This window comes from Actinoplanes subtropicus, assembly GCF_000721705.1.
Taxonomy (GTDB): Bacteria; Actinomycetota; Actinomycetes; order Mycobacteriales; family Micromonosporaceae; genus Actinoplanes; species Actinoplanes subtropicus.
Genome location: NZ_JOJL01000018.1, coordinates 106,747 through 123,891 on the forward strand (window position 1 = coordinate 106,747; position 17,145 = coordinate 123,891).

Genomic DNA, 17,145 nt, shown 5'->3' on the forward strand with positions numbered 1-17,145 from the left:
GAAACCGTGAAAGGATGGGCGATGAGCGACAGCGACCGGCCGGTGATCTTCCGAAACGGCCTGGTTCTCACCCTGGACGACGCGCACACGGTGCTGCCCGGCGCCGACGTGCTGATCATTGACGGCCGCATCGCCGAGGTCGGGCCGGGCCTGACCGCGCCCGAGGGCGCCGTCGAGATCGACGCCACCGGCGGCATCGTGATGCCCGGCATGGTCGACACGCACCGGCACATGTGGCAGACCGCCATGCGCGGCTACGGCGCCGACTGGACCCTCACCCAGTACTTCGTCTGGTACTACCTCGAGTCCGGCAAGCTCTTCCGCCCCGAGGACATCTACGCCGGCAACCTGCTCGGCGCGCTCGAGGCGATCGACTCCGGCGTCACCACCACCGTGGACTGGTCACACGGCCTGCAGACCACCGACCACGCCGACGCGGCCGTGGACGCGCTCGAGGCGGTGCCGGGCCGGTTCGTGCTCGCCTACGGCAACATCCAGCAGGGCCCGTGGGAGTGGTCGACCTCCGACGCGTTCCACGACTTCTACCGCCGCCGGATCGACGGCGGCAAGCTGGCCGGCTTCCAGCTCGCGTTCGACATCCCCGGCGACCCCGCGTTCCAGGAGAAGGCGGCCTTCGAGGTGGCCCGCGACCTGGGCGTCTCGGTCACCACGCACGCCGGCGTCTGGGGCGTCACCACCGACGACGGCATCCGGCTGATGTACGAGAACGGCTTCATGACCCCGGGGACGGTCTACGTCCACGCCGCCTCGCTCAGCAGCGACTCGTACCACCGGATCGCCGCCACCGGCGGGTCGGTGTCGGTCTCCACCGAGAGCGAGCAGAGCGCCGGCCAGGGCTACCCGCCCACCTGGCAGCTGCGCAAGCACGACGTGCCGGTGTCGCTGTCGATGGACACCAGCGTGTGGTGGAGCGGCGACCTCTTCTCGGCGATGCGCACCACGCTCAGCGCCGACCGGGTCCGCGAGCACCAGGAGGCGCACGGCAAGAAGGAGACCGTCACCCACCACCAGCTGCGCGCCGAGCAGGTCGTGGACTGGGCCACCCGGGGCGGCGCCAAGGCGCTCGGCCTGGACTCCTCGATCGGCGCCCTCACCCCGGGCCGCCAGGGCGACGTCGTGCTGATCAAGAACGACGCGTCGCCGGCCATGTTCCCCGTGCTCAACCCGTACGGTCACGTGGTCTTCCAGGCGCAGCGCGGGGACGTCGACACCGTCGTGGTCGGCGGCAAGGTGGTCAAGCGCGACGGCAAGCTGGTCGGCGCGGACGTCGCCGCGGCCCGTGCCAAGGTCGCCGCCACGGTCGACTACCTGCGCGAGACACTGGGCGAACAGGCCTGGGAGCGCGGCATGAACCCGGAGATCCCCGAGGCCCGCGTCCTGCACAACCCCTACCAGTACACCAAGTAGGGTTCCCCGTCATGACCGACTGCACCGAGCGGCACCCAGCCGGACATAACGACGGCCTCGCAGGCGAGGGCCAGGAGGGCATGACAAAGGTGACTCAGCAATGACCGACAGCGGAAGGGGCGCGGGGCCCGATTTCATCGAGGCGCTCGCCCGCGGCCTCGACGTCCTGCGCTCCTTCCGCCCCGGCACGCCCGCGATGACGCTGAGCGAGATCGCCGGCGAGACCGGCCTCGCCCGCCCCACGGTCCGGCGCATCCTGATCACGCTGGAGGCGCTCGGCTACGTCCGGGCCGCCGAGCGGGGCTATGCGCTGACCCCGCGCGTGCTGGAGCTGGGCATGGCGTACGTGAACGCCCTGAGCATGTGGGACGTCGCCCGCCCGCACATGGAGAAGCTGGTCGCCCAGACCAACGAGTCCACCTCGATGGCCCAGCTCGACGGCGGCGACATCGTGTACGTGGCCCGGGTCGCGGTTTCCAAGATCGTCACCCTGGCCGTCACCATCGGCACCCGCTTTCCCGCCCCCGCGACCTCGATGGGCAAGGTCCTGCTGGCCGCCCTCCCGCCCGCGGCGCTGCCGGCCGTGCTCGCCGAGCCGTCCCGCTCCGGCATCACCCCGCGCTGGCAGCCGTCGGCCACCGACCTGGAGGCCGCGCTCCGCGAGGTGCGGGCCAAGGGCTGGGCGCTCGCCGATCAGGATCTGGCGCCCGGCATCCGCTCGATCGCGACCGGTGTGCGCGACGGCGACGGCACCGTGATCGCCGCGATCAACGTGACCGTGCACGCCGCGGAGACCTCGGTGGAGACCCTGCTCGAGGAGCATCTGCCCAGGCTGCTTCGCACCGCCGCGGACATCGGCCACGACTGGTCGCTGACCGCCGCCGTCCCCGCGGTAACCGTCTGACCGCCCGACGTGCGGATCCGGCCGCCCGATGCCACAGTTGACATTGTGAAGACGGTGGACGATCTCTTCGAGCCCCCGCCCGACCGCTGGGGCCTGCGCGGCGATCCGTGGGTCTGGCAGGCCATGCGCGATCACCTGGCCGGTTCCTACCTGCCGCCCACCCTCGGTGAGGTCGAGGCGATGCTCTACACGGCCTTCAACCGCCTGGTCGCCGTCGACCTGGCCACCGAGACCGAGCCGTCGGTGTTCCGCGAGGAGTTCGCCCACGGCGGCATGTCCTCCGGCAGCATCCACCTGGAAACCTGGCGCGTCGAACTGATCCCGCTCCTGATCGAAAGAGCCAGAACCAAGATCTAAACCATTCCGGCGTACGCGTGCGACAGGTCCCCGGTCGACAACGCGACCGCCTGCAACAAAAGGCCGTGGACGCGCCTCTCGCGGGTAGTTGTGGCCGGGCCTATTCGGCCCTGCGCAGAAGCCGGAAGTCGCGCCGGCGCAACAGCCTCAGCACCCACGCTGCCGGATAGCCGAAGGCGCGCAACCCCTCCGCGGCCGGCAGCACGTCGATCCGGTCGATCGCGAAGACCCGCCCGCCGGCCACCACCTCACAGCGGCCGGCCGCCTCGACGTTGCGATACCAGGACACGTCCGGCCCATAGGTCAGCTCGGCCACGAAGTCGTCGCCGAGCCGGGCCAGCAGCAGCGGCGTCTCATACCGGCGGCCCGTCTTCCGGCCCACGTGCCGAACCAGCGCCAACGGCCCGACCCCGGCCCGCGCCATCGGCGTCGTGACCCGGTTGAGCGTGTTCTTGAGCAGCCACAGCCACCCACGCCGAACCCGCCACGCCGGCCCCCGCCGCCCGCTCACCACACCACCCGCGAACGCCCCGGCCTCATCGCTCGGCCCGCACATGCTCGACGAAGCCGGCGCGGTCGACGTCTGGGCACTCGGAGCCCGCACGGTCAGCGCCCGGGCACTCGGAGCCCGCATGGTCAGCGCCCGCCTGCCCCCGGTCGGCGCCCAGATGCTCGGGGGCGGCGCACGGCGAGCCGGCGGCAGTTGCGACGACGGCTTGGCCGGGGGCGGCGTCGTCCACCGCGGCCGCCTCGGAGATGGCTCGGTCGAGGGCCGTGGCGAACTCGGGGGACGACGCCTCGACGAGCTGCCGGGAGATCTGCCGCAGCTGCTCGACCTGCTCCGGCGTGATCGCGTCGAAGACCAGGCGCCGGGCCTCGCGCACATGGTCCGGCGCGGCCGCCGAGAGAACGGCGAACCCTTTCTCGGTGAGCATCGCCTCGGTGCAACGGACCTCGCTGCTGTGTACCACGCGCCGCACCCAGCCCTGCCGTTCCAACCGGCTCACCGCGTGCGACAGGCGCGACGCCGAGCCGCCCGCGAACAGGGCCAAGGCGTTCATCCGCACCGGGCGGCCGGGCGGGCGGGAGAGCGCGCTCAGGATCGAATACTCGAAGAAATTCAGGCCGGAATCCCGCTTGAGCTGGGCATCGATCGCCGAGGGCAGGCTCATCAGCAGCGACATGAGGGACATCCAGGCGACCCGCTCGTGGTCGGTCAGCCAGGGGACGTCGGAGTTCGGCGCCGTGTTGTTCACCACCAAAGAGTAGCCGTCTTGAACATTCAACACCGCCCGTGGCAAGCTTCGTATTGAACATTCAATACTGGTATCCCAAGGAGCGTCTTCCCGTGACCGTTCTTCGCATCGACGCCAGCATCCAGGGCCCGAATTCGGCCAGCAGCGAGCTGGCCGACATCGCCGAGGCCGAATGGCTGGCCGTCCGGCCGGAGACCACGTTCGTGCGCCGCCACCTGGGCGCCGACCCGCTGCCGGCGGACGCGTGGCCGAACGCCATCCACGCCCGGTTCGTCCCCGAGGAGCAGTACACCGACCAGCAGCGGCAGGCGCAAGCGCTGGCCCGGACGCTGGCGGCCGAGCTGCGGGACGCGGACGCCGCCATCCTCGCTCTGCCGTTCTACAACTACGGCGTCTCGCAGCACGTCAAGACCTGGATCGACCTGGCCATCGCCGGCGGCGAGCACGGCGAGCGCCTGCTGGACGGCAAGCCGGCCATCGTGCTGACCACCCGCGGCGGCGGCTACGGCCCCGGCACCCCGCGCGAGGGCTGGGACCACAACACGGCGTACCTGCGCCGCATCGTCGCCGATGTCTGGGGCGCCGACCTCACCCTGATCGAGCGCGAGCTGACCCTGGCCGGCGTCAACCCGGCCATGGACGCCCTGATCGAGCCCGCGGCGCTCCTCAAGAAGGCCGCCCACGAGGCCGCCACCCACGCGGGCCGCACCCTCGCCACCCGCTGACTCCGCAAGGCCACACAAGTACAAGGACGAAGACCGCATGAGAACGGGCGACGCCGGATGGCGTCGCCCGTTGCTTTTCGGCCGGCGAAGCCGGCCGTACCCGGCAGCTCAGCCCGGATGCCGGCGGCAAAGGCGCGACCAACGACGGCGATCGCCTGGCTGACCTGGGACTCGTGCCGTCGCGTACGTCCGCATGGTCTTTGTCTCTGTTCCTGGAGCGCGCCCGGCAAACTAATGGCCGTTGAAGGCGTCGCGCATCCGGCTGAAGAAGCCGCCCTGTTTGCTCAGCTCGGCCACGTCCTCGCCGCGGGTTTTGGCGAACTCTCGCAGCATGCGCTCCTGCTCGGCGGTCAGCTTCGTCGGCGTCTTGACGTCGAGGTGCACGAAGAGGTCGCCCCGGCCCTGGCCGCGCAGGTGGGGCACGCCCTTGCCGCGGATGCGGAGCGTCGAAGCGGGCTGGGTGCCGGACTTGACCTCGATCGCCTCCTCGCTGTCCAGCGTCTTGATCGTCAGGCGGGTGCCGAGCGCCGCCGCGGTCATCGGGAGGGTCACGCGGCAGTGCAGGTCGTCGCCCTTGCGGGAGTAGACGTCGTGCGGGCGCTCGTGGATCTCGACGTAGAGGTCGCCGGCCGTGCCGCCGCCGGGGCCGACCTCGCCCTGCTGGGCCAGGCGGATGCGCATGCCGTCCTCGACACCGGCCGGGATCTTCACGGTCAGCGAGCGGCGGGTGCGGACCCGGCCGTCGCCGGCGCAGGTGGGGCAGGGGTGCGGGATGACCGTGCCGTGGCCCTGACAGGTGGAGCAGGGGCGGGACGACACGACCTGGCCCAGGAACGTGCGCTGGACGCTCTGCACCTCGCCGCGGCCGCCGCAGGTCTCGCAGGTGGCCAGGTGGGTGCCGGGCGCGGTGCCGGCGCCGGAGCACTGGGTGCACAGGACCGCCGTGTCGACGGTGATCGGGGCCTCGACGCCGAACGCCGTCTCGACCAGGTCGAGCTCGAGCCGCAGGATCGCGTCGGCGCCCGGCCTGGTCCGCGGGCGCGGGCCCCGCGAGCCACCCGCTGCGGTGCCGAAGAACGCGTCCATGATGTCCTGGAAGCCGACGAACGGGCCGCCCGGGCCGCCGGGACCACCCGGGCCCATGCCGCCGCCGGGCGCGAGCGGGTCACCGCCCAGGTCGACGATCTGCCGCTTCTGGTCGTCGGAGAGAACCTCGTACGCCGCGTTGATGTCCTTGAACTTCTCGGCCGCCTCCGGGTCCGGGTTGACGTCCGGGTGGTACTGCCGAGCCAGCTTCCGGTAGGCGCGCTTGATCTCGTCGTCGGTTGCTTCCCGGCTCACGCCGAGAATGCCGTAGTAATCCTTGGCCACGGGGTTTGGAGTCCTCAATGTCAGCGCGATTCCATCAGTTCTGTGCCAGCAGGTCGCCCACGTAGCGTGCCACCGCACGCACCGTGGCGATGGTGCCGGGGTAGTCCATCCGGGTGGGCCCGAGCACACCGAGCCCACCAACGATAGTGGCCCCCGGCCCATAGCCCGTGCTGACCACCGAGGCCGACCGCAGGTTGTCGATCTCGTTCTCGTCGCCGATGCGCACCCTGGTCTTGCTGGGCTCCAGGTCGCCGATGAGCTTGAGCAGGATGACCTCCTCCTCGAGGGCCTCGAGCACGGGACGCAGCGTGCCCTGGAAGTCCAGCACACTCCCCCGGGTCAAGTTCGCCGTTCCGGCGAGCATCAGACGCTCCTCGTTCCGCTCGACGAGCGTCTCGAGAAGAACGGTGGCCAGGCACGCCATCGTGTTGCGCCGGTCGGGCGGGCAGTCGTCGACCAGGCTCTGCACCAGCGGCGGGGTGTCCGAGAGCCGCTGGCCGCCGAGTTTCTCGTTGACCTTGCGGCGCAGGTCGAGCACGTCGTCGGCGGGGATCGGGCCGGGCAGCTCGACCAGGCGCTGCTCGACCCGCCCGGTGTCGGCGATCATCACGAGCATCAGCCGGGTGGTGGAGATCGGAACCAGCTCGAGATGGCGCACGCTCGAGCGGGCGAGCGACGGATACTGCACGACCGCGACCTGGCGGGTCAGCTGGGCCAGCAGCCGGACCGTGCGGTGCACCACATCGTCGAGGTCGACCGCGCCGACCAGGAAGCGCTCGATCGCCCGGCGCTCGGCCGGGCTGAGGGGCTTGACCTTGGAGAGGCGGTCGACGAACAGCCGATAGCCCAGATCGGTGGGGACCCGGCCGGCGCTGGTGTGCGGCTGGCGGATATACCCCTCCTCCTCCAGCACGGCCATGTCGTTACGCACGGTCGCCGGGGAGACGCCGAGCTGGTGCCGCTCGACCAGGGCCTTGCTGCCCACCGGCTCCTGCGTCTCGACATAGTCCTCGACGATGGCCCGCAGGACCTCGAGTTTGCGGTCATCAAGACTCATATGACCCCTCCCTCGCGGTCGAATTGGCACTCCGGGCGACAGAGTGCCAGTCTACGTCGCCGTGCGCGGCAGCGCGATGATCGAGTGGACTGTCTATTCATCGACTCGTTCCGCATGTCGGTCTCGACCAGGGTTGAGCAGCGGTCCTACGGTTGCAGCCATGACTGAACCGCCGAGACCGCCCGGTGACCCATATGGGGCAAACGACCCGACTTCGGGTTCGACACCGCCCCCGGCGTCCCCGCCCCCGCCTCCCCCGCCGACCGGAGGCTACGCGCCACCCCCGCCCGGCGACTACGTGCCTCCACCGTCCGGTGGGTACCCGCCCCCGCCCGGGGGCTACAACCCGCCGCCCGGGGGCTACAACGCGCCCCCCGGTGGGTACAACGCGGCCCCCGGTGGCTACAACGCGCCGCCCCCGCAGTACGGCGGCGGCACCGGCGGCATCGACGACCGCAGCTGGAATCTGATCAACCACTTCGGTGGCGCGGCCGGCGCCTTCCTCAGTGGCGGCGTCGGCGGCTGGATCGCACCGCTGATCGTCATGCTCTCCCAGGGCACCCGCTCGCCGTACCTGCGCAGCGAGGCGGTCAAGGCGCTGAACTTCCAGATCCTCTGGTCGATCATCGGGGTGGTCGGCTGGGCCACCTCGTGCATCGGGATCGGCATCATCATCACGGCCGCGGCCTGGCTGGTGGCGATCATTTTCGGCATCGTCGCCGGCGTCAAGGCCAGCAACAACGAGCCGTACAACTACCCGATGTCGGTACAAATCATCAAATAGCACTGCGGAGGCAAGGGAGGCGCCGGGTCGGGGGCCCGGCGTCACACGAGGTCGCGGATCACGGCGTCGGCCAGCAGCCGGCCGCGCAGATTCAAAATCAACTGCCCGTTCGCGTACGCCTCGGGCACCAGCAGACCGTCCTCGAGGGCCTGTTTGGCCCCGCGATCGTCGACGCGCGCCAGCGGGATGCCCTCGGCCAGCCGCACCCGGAGCATGACGTCCTCGACCCGTTGGTCGCCGGCGGTGAGCAGTTCGCGGGCGTGGCCGGGCGAGACGCCGTCGGCCAGGCGCTTCGCGTACGCCGCCGGGTGTTTGACGTTCCACCAGCGGACGCCGCCGACGTGGCTGTGCGCGCCGGGGCCGAGACCCCACCAGTCGCCGCCGGTCCAGTAGAGCAGGTTGTGCCGGCAACGGGCCGCGGCCGAGGTGGCCCAGTTGGAGACCTCGTACCAGGTGAAGCCGGCCGCGCTCAGGGCTTCCTCGGCGGCCAGGTAACGGTCGGCGGCCACGTCGTCCGACGGGTACGGGAGCTCGCCGCGGCGCATGCGGGCGGCCATCCTGGTGCCGTCCTCGACGATCAGGGCGTACGCGCTGACGTGGTCGACGCCGGCGTCGATCACGGTGCGTAGCGAGGCGGCGAAGTCGTCCGGGGTCTCGCCGGGGGTGCCGTAGATCAGATCCAGGTTGACGTGCTCGAAGCCGGCTTCCCGGGCCTCCTGGGCGGCCTGGGGCGCTCGCCCCGCGGTGTGCTGGCGGTCGAGGATCTTGAGGATCGCGGGGCTGGACGACTGCATGCCCAGGCTGATCCGGGTGAAGCCGTTGCTGCGCAATTTACGTAGATAGGCCGGGTTGACCGATTCCGGGTTCGCCTCGGTGGTGATCTCGGCGTCGGCACTCAGGGGCCAGACCTCGTTGATGCCGTCGAGGATGCGGCCCAGGTCGTCGGCGCTCAGCAGCGTCGGGGTGCCGCCACCGACGAAGACCGTGTCCACTTTTTCCGGATTTATTGTGTTTTTTGCTAGCTTAATCTCGCGGAGGACGGTGTCGACGTAGGTCTCCCGACTCGCGCCGTCGCCCAACTCGCTGGCCGTATACGTGTTGAAGTCGCAGTAGCCGCAGCGGCTCGCGCAGAACGGCACATGAACGTATACGGCAAATCCGTTTTTTCCGGCGCTCGCCGCCGCGTTCAGCGGGAGGCTCCCGTCCTGCGGAACGGGTTCGCCATCGGGAAGTGCGCCGGCCATCCGTCAAGTGTGCACCGGCTAATCTTCGGCCATGGATCTGGTCCGTGTCGCCACCGCCGCCGGCGTGACCACCGTTACCTTGGACAGCCCGGCCAACCGCAACGCGCTCTCCACGCCGCTGATGACCCAGCTGCTCGAGGCGCTCTCGACCGCGCTGACCGACCCCGCCGTCCGGGTGGTGGTCCTCTCGCACACCGGCCCGGTCTTCTGCTCCGGCGCCGACCTCAAGGAGACCGCGGAGGCCCGGGCGACCGGCCGCGTCCCGGCCGAGCTGCTCGCCGACGTGCTGGCCGCGCTCTGGGAGTTCCCGAAGCCGGTGGTCGCCCGGGTGGGCGGGCCGGCCCGGGCCGGGGGGCTCGGGCTGATCGCCGCGGCCGACATCGCGGTCTGCACCCGGGAGGCGACGTTCGCGTTCTCCGAGGTGCGGCTGGGCGTCATCCCGGCGGTGATCAGCGCCACCGTCCTGCCCCGGCTGGCCCCCCGCGCGGCCGCCGAGCTGTATCTGACCGGCGACGTCTTCGACGGCGTCCGGGCCGCCGAGGTGGGCCTGGTCACCGCCGCGGTCTCGGCCGAGGGGCTGGAAGCGACCGTCGCCGGGTATTGCGACGCCCTGGTACGCGGCGGGCCGCTCGCCCTGGCCGGCGCCAAGCAGCTGCTGCGGCGGGCGCCGGCCGCCTCGATCCGGGCCGAGCTGGCCGACCTGTCCGAGCGCTCCGGCGCCTACTTCCGCTCGGCCGAGGGCACCGAGGGCGTGAACGCGTTCCGCGAGAAGCGCGACCCGTCCTGGGTGCCCTCGGCCGAGCGGGATGTCGTGCGGTGACGACCTTGACGTGCGGTCGTTGATTACGCTTGTTGCCTATCCCGCGGGGGCCGGTCGAGGAGGTGTGAGTGCGAAAGACGCCGATCGTTGTGCTCGCCCTGGTCGCGATCGTCGGCACGCTGGTCGTGGTGATAGTGGCGCGCAGCATGTCGGGCAACATCAAGATCGCTCTGCCGCAGATCGGTCCCGCGTGCACCGTGTCGGCCGACGGCGAGGTGACTCTCGACACCGTACAGATGGCCAACGCCGCGACGATCACCGCCGTCGGGATCCGCCGCGGGATGCCCGAGCAGGCCGTGGTGATCGCGCTGGCCACCGCGCTGCAGGAGTCCAAGCTGGAGAACCGGGAGGACGGCGACCGCGACTCGATCGGCCTCTTCCAGCAGCGACCCAGCCAGGGCTGGGGTCCCGCCGACAAGATCAAGGATCCGCGGTACGCCGCGGACAAGTTCTACTCGGCCCTCAAGAAGATCAAGGGCTGGCAGAAGATGCGGGTCACCGACGCCGCCCAGCGGGTGCAGCGGTCGGCCTATCCCAACGCGTACGAGAAATGGGCCGACGAGTCGGCGGTCCTGGCCCGCGCCCTGACCGGCCGTGCGACCGGTGCGGTCGCCTGCACGGTCACCGGCACTCCGGCGCTGCGCGGCGCGGCGGCCGCGGCGGCGCTGATGAACGGGTTGAAGCTGGACTGGGGCAAGGGCCTGAGCAAGCCGGTCGCCGCCCAGGCGGCCGGGCTGACCGTGAAGGTCACCGATGCGAGCTCGGGCTGGCAGTACGCGCACTGGCTCGTTTCGCACGCCTCGGACACCGGCCTCGAACGGGTACGTTTTGCTGACCTGGAGTGGTATGCCCCGAACGGCACGTGGCAGCCAGTAACCACGGGCGCCGGGGCGGACGAGCGTCAGGTCGTCGCCCAAGTCTTCACCTGACGTCGGAAAAGTCCCCGACGGCGGCCGGCCCACCCGGCCGAGGCCGATAGCTCTCCGTGATGTCCATCGATTTACTATGCAAATAGCGCAGCGTATAGGCGAACATGGACAGACAGCTACCGCCCTGGTACTAAGAAACACGTGTCGAGGGCGATCGAATGGATCCTGCTGGGTTCGGGTAGCTGTCTGGCGATCATCTACGGCGTCCGCCGGCACCGCCCCGCCCGCGTCGGCCCGTGGTTGCTGCTCGCGGGTTCCGTCGCCGCGATCGCGATCGGCGACATCTTCTACGCGGTCGACGCCATGTCCGCCGCCGAGGCCTGCTACCTGGCGATGATCGCGCTCGTCGCCGCGGCCCTGGTGCAGTTCACTCGGGGCGGGTCGCTGCTGGTCGAGCGCGCCCGGCTGATCGACCTGCTGGCCTGCGCCTGCTCGGTGCTGCTGCTGGTCTGGGTCGTCCTGATCGGCGACCACGCCCCGCTCTCGCAGATCTCGCCGGCCGACGTGATCGGCGACCTGCTGCTGGTCGCCGTGACGGTGCGGCTGGCGGCCGCGGCCGGGCGCAACGCGGCGGCCGGGCTGCTGCTGGCCGGCTCGGTCGCGATGCTGGCGAGCGACATCGCCTACCCGCTCGCGCCGGGTCCGCTCGCCGAGACCGGCTACATCGTCCTGTACGTGACCTGGGGGCTGGCCGCCCTGCACCCGTCGATGACCCGGCTGACCCGGCCGATGCCGCCCCGCGCGACGCCGTGGCGCGGGCACTGGGCGGCGCTGCTCACCGCCGCGGTGGCCACCCCGCCCGCGGTGCTGCTGATCGAGGCGCTGACCGGCCCGGTCCACGACGGCGTGGTGATCGCGGTGGTCGGCGGGCTGACCCTGCTGCTGGCGATCACCCGGCTCGCCGACTCCATCTCGCAGAACGGCCGGGCCGCGGCCCGGGAACGGGCCCTGCGCACGGCCAGCGGCGCGCTGGTCGCGGCGGCCGACCTGCCCGCGGTGGAGGAGGCGGTGCACGCGGCCGTCGCGCAGTTGATGCCGCCCTCGTCCGTACGGGAAATGGTGTTCAATGCCGACACTCCGATGACCAGGCCGCCAGGCCCGAGCGACCGCAGCTGGTGGAGCGACGAGTCGGGCGACGAGAACACCCTGGTCTGCCCACTGTGGCTGGAGCCGCTGGAGGTGGCCCGCCCGAGCGGCGGCGCGCTGATCGTCACGGCGCGGCGCGAGGTGCTGGCCAACACGCGGGACGCGCTCGAGGTGCTGGCCGGGCAGGCGGCCATGGCGCTGGACCGGATCTCGCTGGTCGAGGCGGTCGGCCGGCGGGACAGCGACCAGTACCTGCGTACGGTGATCGGCAACACCGCCGACCTGATGCTGGTGATCGACGACGACCAGCGCATCCGGTACGCCAGCCCGGCCGTCCACGACCTGCTCGGCGACGACCAGTTCTCGCCGCTCGCGACGCTCACCGACCTGGTCCACCCGGACGACCGGGGGCCGGTGCGGCGGGCGTTCCGGTCCAGCGGGGACGGGAAGCTCTTCTGCTCGCTCCGCCGGGCCGACGAGTCGCAGATCCTGGTCGAGGCAACCTATCGGGACCTGCGGGAGGACCGGCTGGTCCGGGGGTACGTGGTGACGATGCGCAATGTGACCGACGCGCACGACCCCGGGGAGCGGCAGCCGCATCGGGACCATGTGGACGAACTGCCCGCCTGGGTGAACCGGCGGAGTGCTCGGCACAAGTTCCGGTATTGAGCTCGTACTTTCCGGTTTTTCGGACATGTCGGAAGCGCCGGACCTGAACCAGGTCCGGCGCTTCCCGGTTTTACCGCCGCGTGATGCCGCGGCGACCGCTGACACCCGCCACCAGGGCCACGCCGATGGCGGCGAGGACGACCTGGAAGAGCAGCTCGATCCAGTCGACGCCCTTGGTGTCCGCGACACCGAAGGCACGGGCGATGACCGTGCCGAGCAGCGCGGCGACGACACCGATCACCATGGTCAGCCAGATGGGGATGTTCTGCTTGCCGGGTACGACCAGCCGGCCGAGCGCACCGATGATCAGACCGACGATGAGCGCGGTGATGATGCCGGTGACAGTCATTGGGGTTTCCTCCTCGGAGTGGAGCAATCCGTTGCGTCCGTCGAGCCCCACATTTCCCGAGCACCGAGGAAACCAAACCGGCCTATTTCTTGCTCGCACCCTTCGGGTCGGCACTGTCGGAGGTCGACAGCGCCGCGATGAACGCCTCCTGCGGCACCTCCACCCGGCCGACCATCTTCATCCGCTTCTTGCCCTCTTTCTGCTTCTCGAGCAGCTTCCGCTTCCGGGTGATGTCACCGCCGTAGCACTTCGCGAGCACGTCCTTGCGAATGGCGCGAATCGTTTCCCGCGCGATGATCCGGCTGCCGATGGCCGCCTGGATCGGGACCTCGAACTGCTGCCGCGGAATGAGCTTCTGCAGCTTGGCCGCGATGGTGACGCCGTAGTTGTACGCCTTGTCCTTGTGCACGATCGCGCTGAACGCGTCGACCGGCTCCCCGTGCAGCAGGATGTCGACCTTCACGAGGTCCGCGACCTGCTCGCCGGACGGCTCGTAATCCAGCGAGGCGTACCCCTTGGTCTTGCTCTTCAGCTGGTCGAAGAAGTCGAAGATGATCTCGGCGAGCGGCAGCGTGTAGCGCAGTTCGACCCGCTCCGACGAGAGGTACTCCATGCCGAGCAGGCTGCCGCGCCGGCTCTGGCACAGCTCCATGACCGCGCCGACGTACTCGTTCGGGACCAGCACGGTCGCCCGTACGACCGGTTCGTGGATCTCGGCGATCTTCCCGTTGGGGAACTCGCTGGGGTTGGTGACGACCCGCTCCTCGGCGTCCTCGGTGAAGACGCGGTAGACCACGTTCGGCGCGGTGGAGATCAGGTCGAGGTTGAACTCGCGCTCCAGCCGCTCGCCGATGATCTCCAGGTGGAGCAGGCCGAGATAGCCGACCCGGAACCCGAAGCCGAGCGCCGCGGAGGTCTCCGGCTCGTAGACCAGGGCGGCGTCGTTGAGCTTGAGCTTGTCGAGCGCGTCCCGCAGCGCCGGGTAGTCCGAGCCGTCGATCGGGTAGAGGCCCGAGTAGACCATCGGCTTGGGGTCCTTGTAGCCGCCCAGCGGCTCGGTGGCGGGCCGGACGTTGCCGGTGACCGTGTCGCCCACCCGGGACTGGCGGACGTCCTTCACGCCGGTGATCAGGTAGCCGACCTCGCCGACGCCGAGGGCGCCGGCCTTCTCCATCTCGGGCGAGACGACGCCGATCTCGAGAAGCTCGTGCACCGCGCCGGTGGACATCATCTTGATCCGGTCGCGGGCCTCGATGCGGCCGTCGACAACCCGGACATAGGTGACGACGCCCCGGTAGACGTCGTAGACCGAGTCGAAGATCATCGCCCGGGCGGGCGCCTGCGCGTCGCCGACCGGCGGGTCGAACTGCCGCACGATCTCGTCGAGCAGGTGGTCGACGCCGACGCCGGTCTTGCCGGAGACGCGCAGCACGTCCGCCGGCTCCACGCCGATCAGCTTGGCCAGCTCCTCGGCGTACTTCTCCGGCTGTGCGGCCGGCAGGTCGATCTTGTTGAGCACCGGGATGATGTGCAGGTCGTTCTCCATCGCCAGGTACAGGTTGGCGAGGGTCTGCGCCTCGATCCCCTGCGCGGCGTCGACCAGCAGCACGGCGCCCTCACAGGCGGCGAGACTGCGGGAGACCTCGTACGTGAAGTCGACGTGCCCCGGGGTGTCGATCATGTTGAGAACCGCGGACTCGCCCTGCTTGTCGCCCTCACGCACCACCCAGGGCATCCGCACGGCCTGCGACTTGATCGTGATGCCGCGTTCCCGCTCGATGTCCATCCGGTCGAGATACTGCGCCCGCATCTGCCGCGGATCGACCACCCCGGTGATCTGCAGCATCCGGTCGGCCAGCGTCGACTTGCCGTGGTCGATGTGCGCGATGATGCAGAAGTTCCGGATGCGACCAGGGTCGGTAGCCCCGATCACATTCACACCGTCGAGCGGTCCAGGCACGATCTTCCGTTCTTCTCAATCCAGGTAAGCCCCACCAAACCGGCGGCGCAGCCGAGCCAGAACAGACTCCAGCGCGTTCTATCGTCCCACGCCCGCGCGGAACGCCCCGCCCACACCCGTTCAACCCCCGGCGGCAGCCCCCGCTCACACCCGCTCAACCCCCAGCGGCAGCCCCGCCCACACCCGCTCAACCCCCAGCGGCAGCCCCGCCCACACCCGCTCAACCCCCAGCGGCAGCCCCCGCCCACACCCGCTCAACCCCGAACGGCAGCCCCGCCCACACCGGGCGACAGCCCCCGCCCCGGGCGCAGCACGCGCAGCCCCGTCCGGCGCGCGCAGTCACACCCGCTCGAGCTGCGCATGCGGCGGCGGTGGCAACTCCGCCGTCACCACGTCACCGGCCCGGATCGGCCCGCCACGCAGCACGACACCCATGACGCCGGCCTTGCGCACGACGGTCCCGTCCGCATCCCGCCCAAGCACCTCCTTCAGCAGCCCCTCCCGAAACCCGTTGATCTGCCCACACGGATTCCGCAGCCCCGCAAGCACCACAGCCGGCCGCAGGTCGTCCCCACCATCCCCCGCAGCCGCGATCGCCACCGCCGAAGCCGCCGTCTCCCGATCAAGCTCCGCCCGGGCGGCAACCTCCAGCACCGCCCTGAGCGGCCCGCCCTCACGCTCCCCAAGCACCTCGCCGTCTCCCCTGCCGGCCACGCCCGCCGTGCCTATCGCCGCCGGCGGCCCGAAGCGAAGGATCGTGCCCACTGGCAGCCCGAGCAGGTCGATCCCGCTCGTGGTCACGTTCTCCCCGAGGTTGCCCGCCGCGACCGCGTACCCCTTGGCCCCGACCTCGGCGAACAGTTCCTGCTGAATCAGGTGCACCTGCCGGAAGTTCGGCTGCGTCGGATCGGCCCGCACCCGGCCCCGATGCTTGACGTGCACTCCGGCATGCACGTCACCCTTCACCCCGACCCCGGCGATCAGCACGATCTCGTCCCGCACCGGCTTCGTGAACGAATACGTGTCGTTACAACTGACCGCCACGACCGTCCCCTGCACAGCCTCCATGCCCCGAGTGTCGCCGACCCGGCGCCCGCCGTACGACCCGGTTTCCGCGCCGTGGGCATGACGTCGCGCCGGCACCTCTCCGGCACGAAACATGCCACCCGCAGCCACGCGGGCTAACCGGCCCGCCAACGCCCGCAAGAGCATCGGCGCGCTTGAGGCCTGCTTCCCGTGCAGCCTGCTGCCGTGCAGCGCTTCCGTGCGGCGCGCTGAGGCCCGTTTCCGTGCGGCCGCTTCCATGCGGCGCGCTTGAGGGCCACTCCCGGCGCTTCCATCCGGCGTGCTTGAGGGCCACTCCCGTACGGCCGCTTCCATCCGGCGTGCTTGAGGGCCACTCCCGTACGGCCGCTTCCATCCGGCGCGCTTGAGGGCCACTCCCGTACGGCCGCTTCCATCCGGCGCGCTTGAGGGCCACTCCCGTGCGGCCGCTTCCATCCGGCGCGCTTGAGGGCCACTCCTGTGCGGCCCGCCTCCCGTGCGGCCCGCTCGTCAGTCGGGCGGCTCCAGGAACAACGCCGACAAACGCGGCAATCTCCTCTGCATCTCCTCCTCATTGTCGAAATCCCACAAATCGGCCGCGTCGGGCCGCGTCGCCGGCTGCTCCCCCGCCGGCAACTCGGACCCGGTGGCCTGCCGATACGCCTCGGCCCCGATGGCCAGCACCTCTTCCGCCTCGAACACCGCACCGCTGTCCGCCGCGGCGCGCACCGCAGGGAGATCGGCCAGCGAATCGGGCGATTTCACCGACCGCGCCACCGCCTCGCGCCCGTGCGCGATCAGCCACCCACGGAAGCTGTCGAAGCCCTCGTCGGAACACCCACCGTTGATCAGATAGGCCGCCGCCCACAGGTCCTGCGTGCCGGAGGCCACCATGACCTTGTCGAGGTGGCGGGCCCAGGCGACGATCTCCTCCGGGTCGCGGGCGGCCAGGTCGGCGGTGGCGCGTTTGGCCACCTCGCCCGGGGAGGCCGGCCGATCGGCGGTCGCGCGATCGATGACCGCCCAGAAGTCGTCGGTTCTCATGGCCAGGATCCTGCCAGCCGGGTACGACATTTAGCTTTGATGTTGAGCCTTGAAGATCGATTCGGGGCTTCGTAGGGTGCGTCGGGTCGGGTCCTTCCGGTACGGCTCGGTATACGAC

Annotated in this window: 17 protein-coding genes; 8 read left to right on the plus strand and 9 right to left on the minus strand. The window is 70.5% G+C overall.

Features of this window, described 5'->3' with window-relative positions; genetic code table 11:
- Positions 1-21: 21 nt before the first annotated feature.
- The 3 genes from IH26_RS0124530 (at position 22) to IH26_RS0124540 (ending at position 2,689) form a co-directional block, all read left to right on the plus strand.
- Positions 22-1,428, plus strand: a complete 1,407-nt coding sequence (locus IH26_RS0124530) for an amidohydrolase family protein (RefSeq protein WP_030438578.1) — start codon at positions 22-24, stop codon at positions 1,426-1,428.
- A 100-nt stretch (positions 1,429-1,528) separates the two neighbouring features.
- Positions 1,529-2,332 carry an IclR family transcriptional regulator domain-containing protein gene (locus IH26_RS0124535; RefSeq protein WP_030438579.1) on the plus strand — a complete coding sequence of 268 codons (804 nt, stop codon included), beginning with the start codon at positions 1,529-1,531 and terminating at the stop codon, positions 2,330-2,332.
- Between the two features lie 45 nt (positions 2,333-2,377).
- Entirely contained in the window at positions 2,378-2,689 is a 312-nt protein-coding gene (locus IH26_RS0124540) for a hypothetical protein (protein WP_051808456.1), read from the plus strand.
- Positions 2,690-2,789: 100 nt separating this feature from the next.
- Here IH26_RS0124540 and IH26_RS0124545 read toward each other — a convergent pair whose 3' ends face one another.
- Together IH26_RS0124545 and IH26_RS62215 are read right to left on the minus strand one after the other, a co-directional pair.
- Positions 2,790-3,200: a nitroreductase family deazaflavin-dependent oxidoreductase gene (locus tag IH26_RS0124545; RefSeq protein WP_030438581.1), complete on the minus strand. Its 411-nt coding sequence runs from the start codon at positions 3,198-3,200 to the stop codon at positions 2,790-2,792.
- Between the two features lie 25 nt (positions 3,201-3,225).
- Positions 3,226-3,945: a MarR family winged helix-turn-helix transcriptional regulator gene (locus IH26_RS62215; protein ID WP_211268742.1), complete on the minus strand. Its 720-nt coding sequence runs from the start codon at positions 3,943-3,945 to the stop codon at positions 3,226-3,228.
- A 92-nt stretch (positions 3,946-4,037) separates the two neighbouring features.
- On the opposite strand from IH26_RS62215, the gene IH26_RS0124555 reads away from it, so the two are divergent.
- Positions 4,038-4,670, plus strand: coding sequence for an FMN-dependent NADH-azoreductase (locus IH26_RS0124555; protein ID WP_030438583.1), 633 nt, complete (start codon positions 4,038-4,040; stop codon positions 4,668-4,670).
- Positions 4,671-4,901: 231 nt separating this feature from the next.
- On the opposite strand, the gene dnaJ is transcribed toward IH26_RS0124555, so the two are convergent.
- Positions 4,902-6,041, minus strand: coding sequence for a molecular chaperone DnaJ (dnaJ, locus tag IH26_RS0124560; protein ID WP_030438584.1), 1,140 nt, complete (start codon positions 6,039-6,041; stop codon positions 4,902-4,904).
- 34 nt (positions 6,042-6,075) lie between these two features.
- Positions 6,076-7,098: a heat-inducible transcriptional repressor HrcA gene (gene hrcA / locus IH26_RS0124565; protein WP_030438585.1), complete on the minus strand. Its 1,023-nt coding sequence runs from the start codon at positions 7,096-7,098 to the stop codon at positions 6,076-6,078.
- 298 nt (positions 7,099-7,396) lie between these two features.
- On the opposite strand from hrcA, the gene IH26_RS57140 reads away from it, so the two are divergent.
- Positions 7,397-7,882, plus strand: a complete 486-nt coding sequence (locus IH26_RS57140) for a DUF4870 domain-containing protein (protein ID WP_245665471.1) — start codon at positions 7,397-7,399, stop codon at positions 7,880-7,882.
- 41 nt (positions 7,883-7,923) lie between these two features.
- On the opposite strand, the gene hemW is transcribed toward IH26_RS57140, so the two are convergent.
- The gene (gene hemW / locus IH26_RS0124575; protein ID WP_030438587.1) at positions 7,924-9,126 is read right to left on the minus strand and encodes a radical SAM family heme chaperone HemW; all 1,203 of its coding nucleotides are present in this window, start codon (positions 9,124-9,126) and stop codon (positions 7,924-7,926) included.
- Positions 9,127-9,157: 31 nt separating this feature from the next.
- Here hemW and IH26_RS0124580 point away from each other — a divergent pair, with 31 nt between their 5' ends.
- The 3 genes from IH26_RS0124580 to IH26_RS0124590 all read left to right on the plus strand — a co-directional run bounded on the left by IH26_RS0124580 (position 9,158) and on the right by IH26_RS0124590 (position 12,630).
- The gene (locus IH26_RS0124580) at positions 9,158-9,946 is read left to right on the plus strand and encodes an enoyl-CoA hydratase-related protein (RefSeq protein WP_030438588.1); all 789 of its coding nucleotides are present in this window, start codon (positions 9,158-9,160) and stop codon (positions 9,944-9,946) included.
- Between the two features lie 68 nt (positions 9,947-10,014).
- Positions 10,015-10,875 (plus strand): hypothetical protein, encoded by an 861-nt coding sequence (locus IH26_RS0124585; RefSeq protein ID WP_030438589.1) that lies wholly within the window; start codon positions 10,015-10,017, stop codon positions 10,873-10,875.
- Between the two features lie 141 nt (positions 10,876-11,016).
- Positions 11,017-12,630 carry a PAS domain-containing protein gene (locus tag IH26_RS0124590; RefSeq protein WP_030438590.1) on the plus strand — a complete coding sequence of 538 codons (1,614 nt, stop codon included), beginning with the start codon at positions 11,017-11,019 and terminating at the stop codon, positions 12,628-12,630.
- Between the two features lie 70 nt (positions 12,631-12,700).
- Here the strand turns inward: IH26_RS0124590 and IH26_RS0124595 are convergent, their stop codons facing one another.
- The 4 genes from IH26_RS0124595 to IH26_RS0124610 all read right to left on the minus strand — a co-directional run bounded on the left by IH26_RS0124595 (position 12,701) and on the right by IH26_RS0124610 (position 17,027).
- Positions 12,701-12,979, minus strand: a complete 279-nt coding sequence (locus IH26_RS0124595; RefSeq protein WP_030438591.1) for a GlsB/YeaQ/YmgE family stress response membrane protein — start codon at positions 12,977-12,979, stop codon at positions 12,701-12,703.
- An 82-nt stretch (positions 12,980-13,061) separates the two neighbouring features.
- Positions 13,062-14,939, minus strand: a complete 1,878-nt coding sequence (gene lepA / locus IH26_RS0124600) for a translation elongation factor 4 (RefSeq protein ID WP_030438592.1) — start codon at positions 14,937-14,939, stop codon at positions 13,062-13,064.
- A 339-nt stretch (positions 14,940-15,278) separates the two neighbouring features.
- Positions 15,279-16,007, minus strand: a complete 729-nt coding sequence (locus IH26_RS0124605) for an MOSC domain-containing protein (protein ID WP_030438593.1) — start codon at positions 16,005-16,007, stop codon at positions 15,279-15,281.
- 486 nt (positions 16,008-16,493) lie between these two features.
- Positions 16,494-17,027 (minus strand): DUF4240 domain-containing protein, encoded by a 534-nt coding sequence (locus IH26_RS0124610; protein WP_030438594.1) that lies wholly within the window; start codon positions 17,025-17,027, stop codon positions 16,494-16,496.
- Positions 17,028-17,145: the final 118 nt, after the last annotated feature.

What these genes read in the sequence shown, in the direction of transcription:
- IH26_RS0124605 (WP_030438593.1), bottom strand. Translation starts at nt 16,007, where the DNA reads ATGGAGGCTGTGCAGGGGACGGTCGTGGCGGTCAGTTGTAACGACACG.
- IH26_RS0124610 (WP_030438594.1), bottom strand. Translation starts at nt 17,027, where the DNA reads ATGAGAACCGACGACTTCTGGGCGGTCATCGATCGCGCGACCGCCGAT.
- IH26_RS0124535 (WP_030438579.1), top strand. Translation starts at nt 1,529, where the DNA reads ATGACCGACAGCGGAAGGGGCGCGGGGCCCGATTTCATCGAGGCGCTC.
- IH26_RS0124580 (WP_030438588.1), top strand. Translation starts at nt 9,158, where the DNA reads ATGGATCTGGTCCGTGTCGCCACCGCCGCCGGCGTGACCACCGTTACC.
- IH26_RS0124530 (WP_030438578.1), top strand. Translation starts at nt 22, where the DNA reads ATGAGCGACAGCGACCGGCCGGTGATCTTCCGAAACGGCCTGGTTCTC.
- IH26_RS0124595 (WP_030438591.1), bottom strand. Translation starts at nt 12,979, where the DNA reads ATGACTGTCACCGGCATCATCACCGCGCTCATCGTCGGTCTGATCATC.
- hemW (WP_030438587.1), bottom strand. Translation starts at nt 9,126, where the DNA reads ATGGCCGGCGCACTTCCCGATGGCGAACCCGTTCCGCAGGACGGGAGC.
- hrcA (WP_030438585.1), bottom strand. Translation starts at nt 7,098, where the DNA reads ATGAGTCTTGATGACCGCAAACTCGAGGTCCTGCGGGCCATCGTCGAG.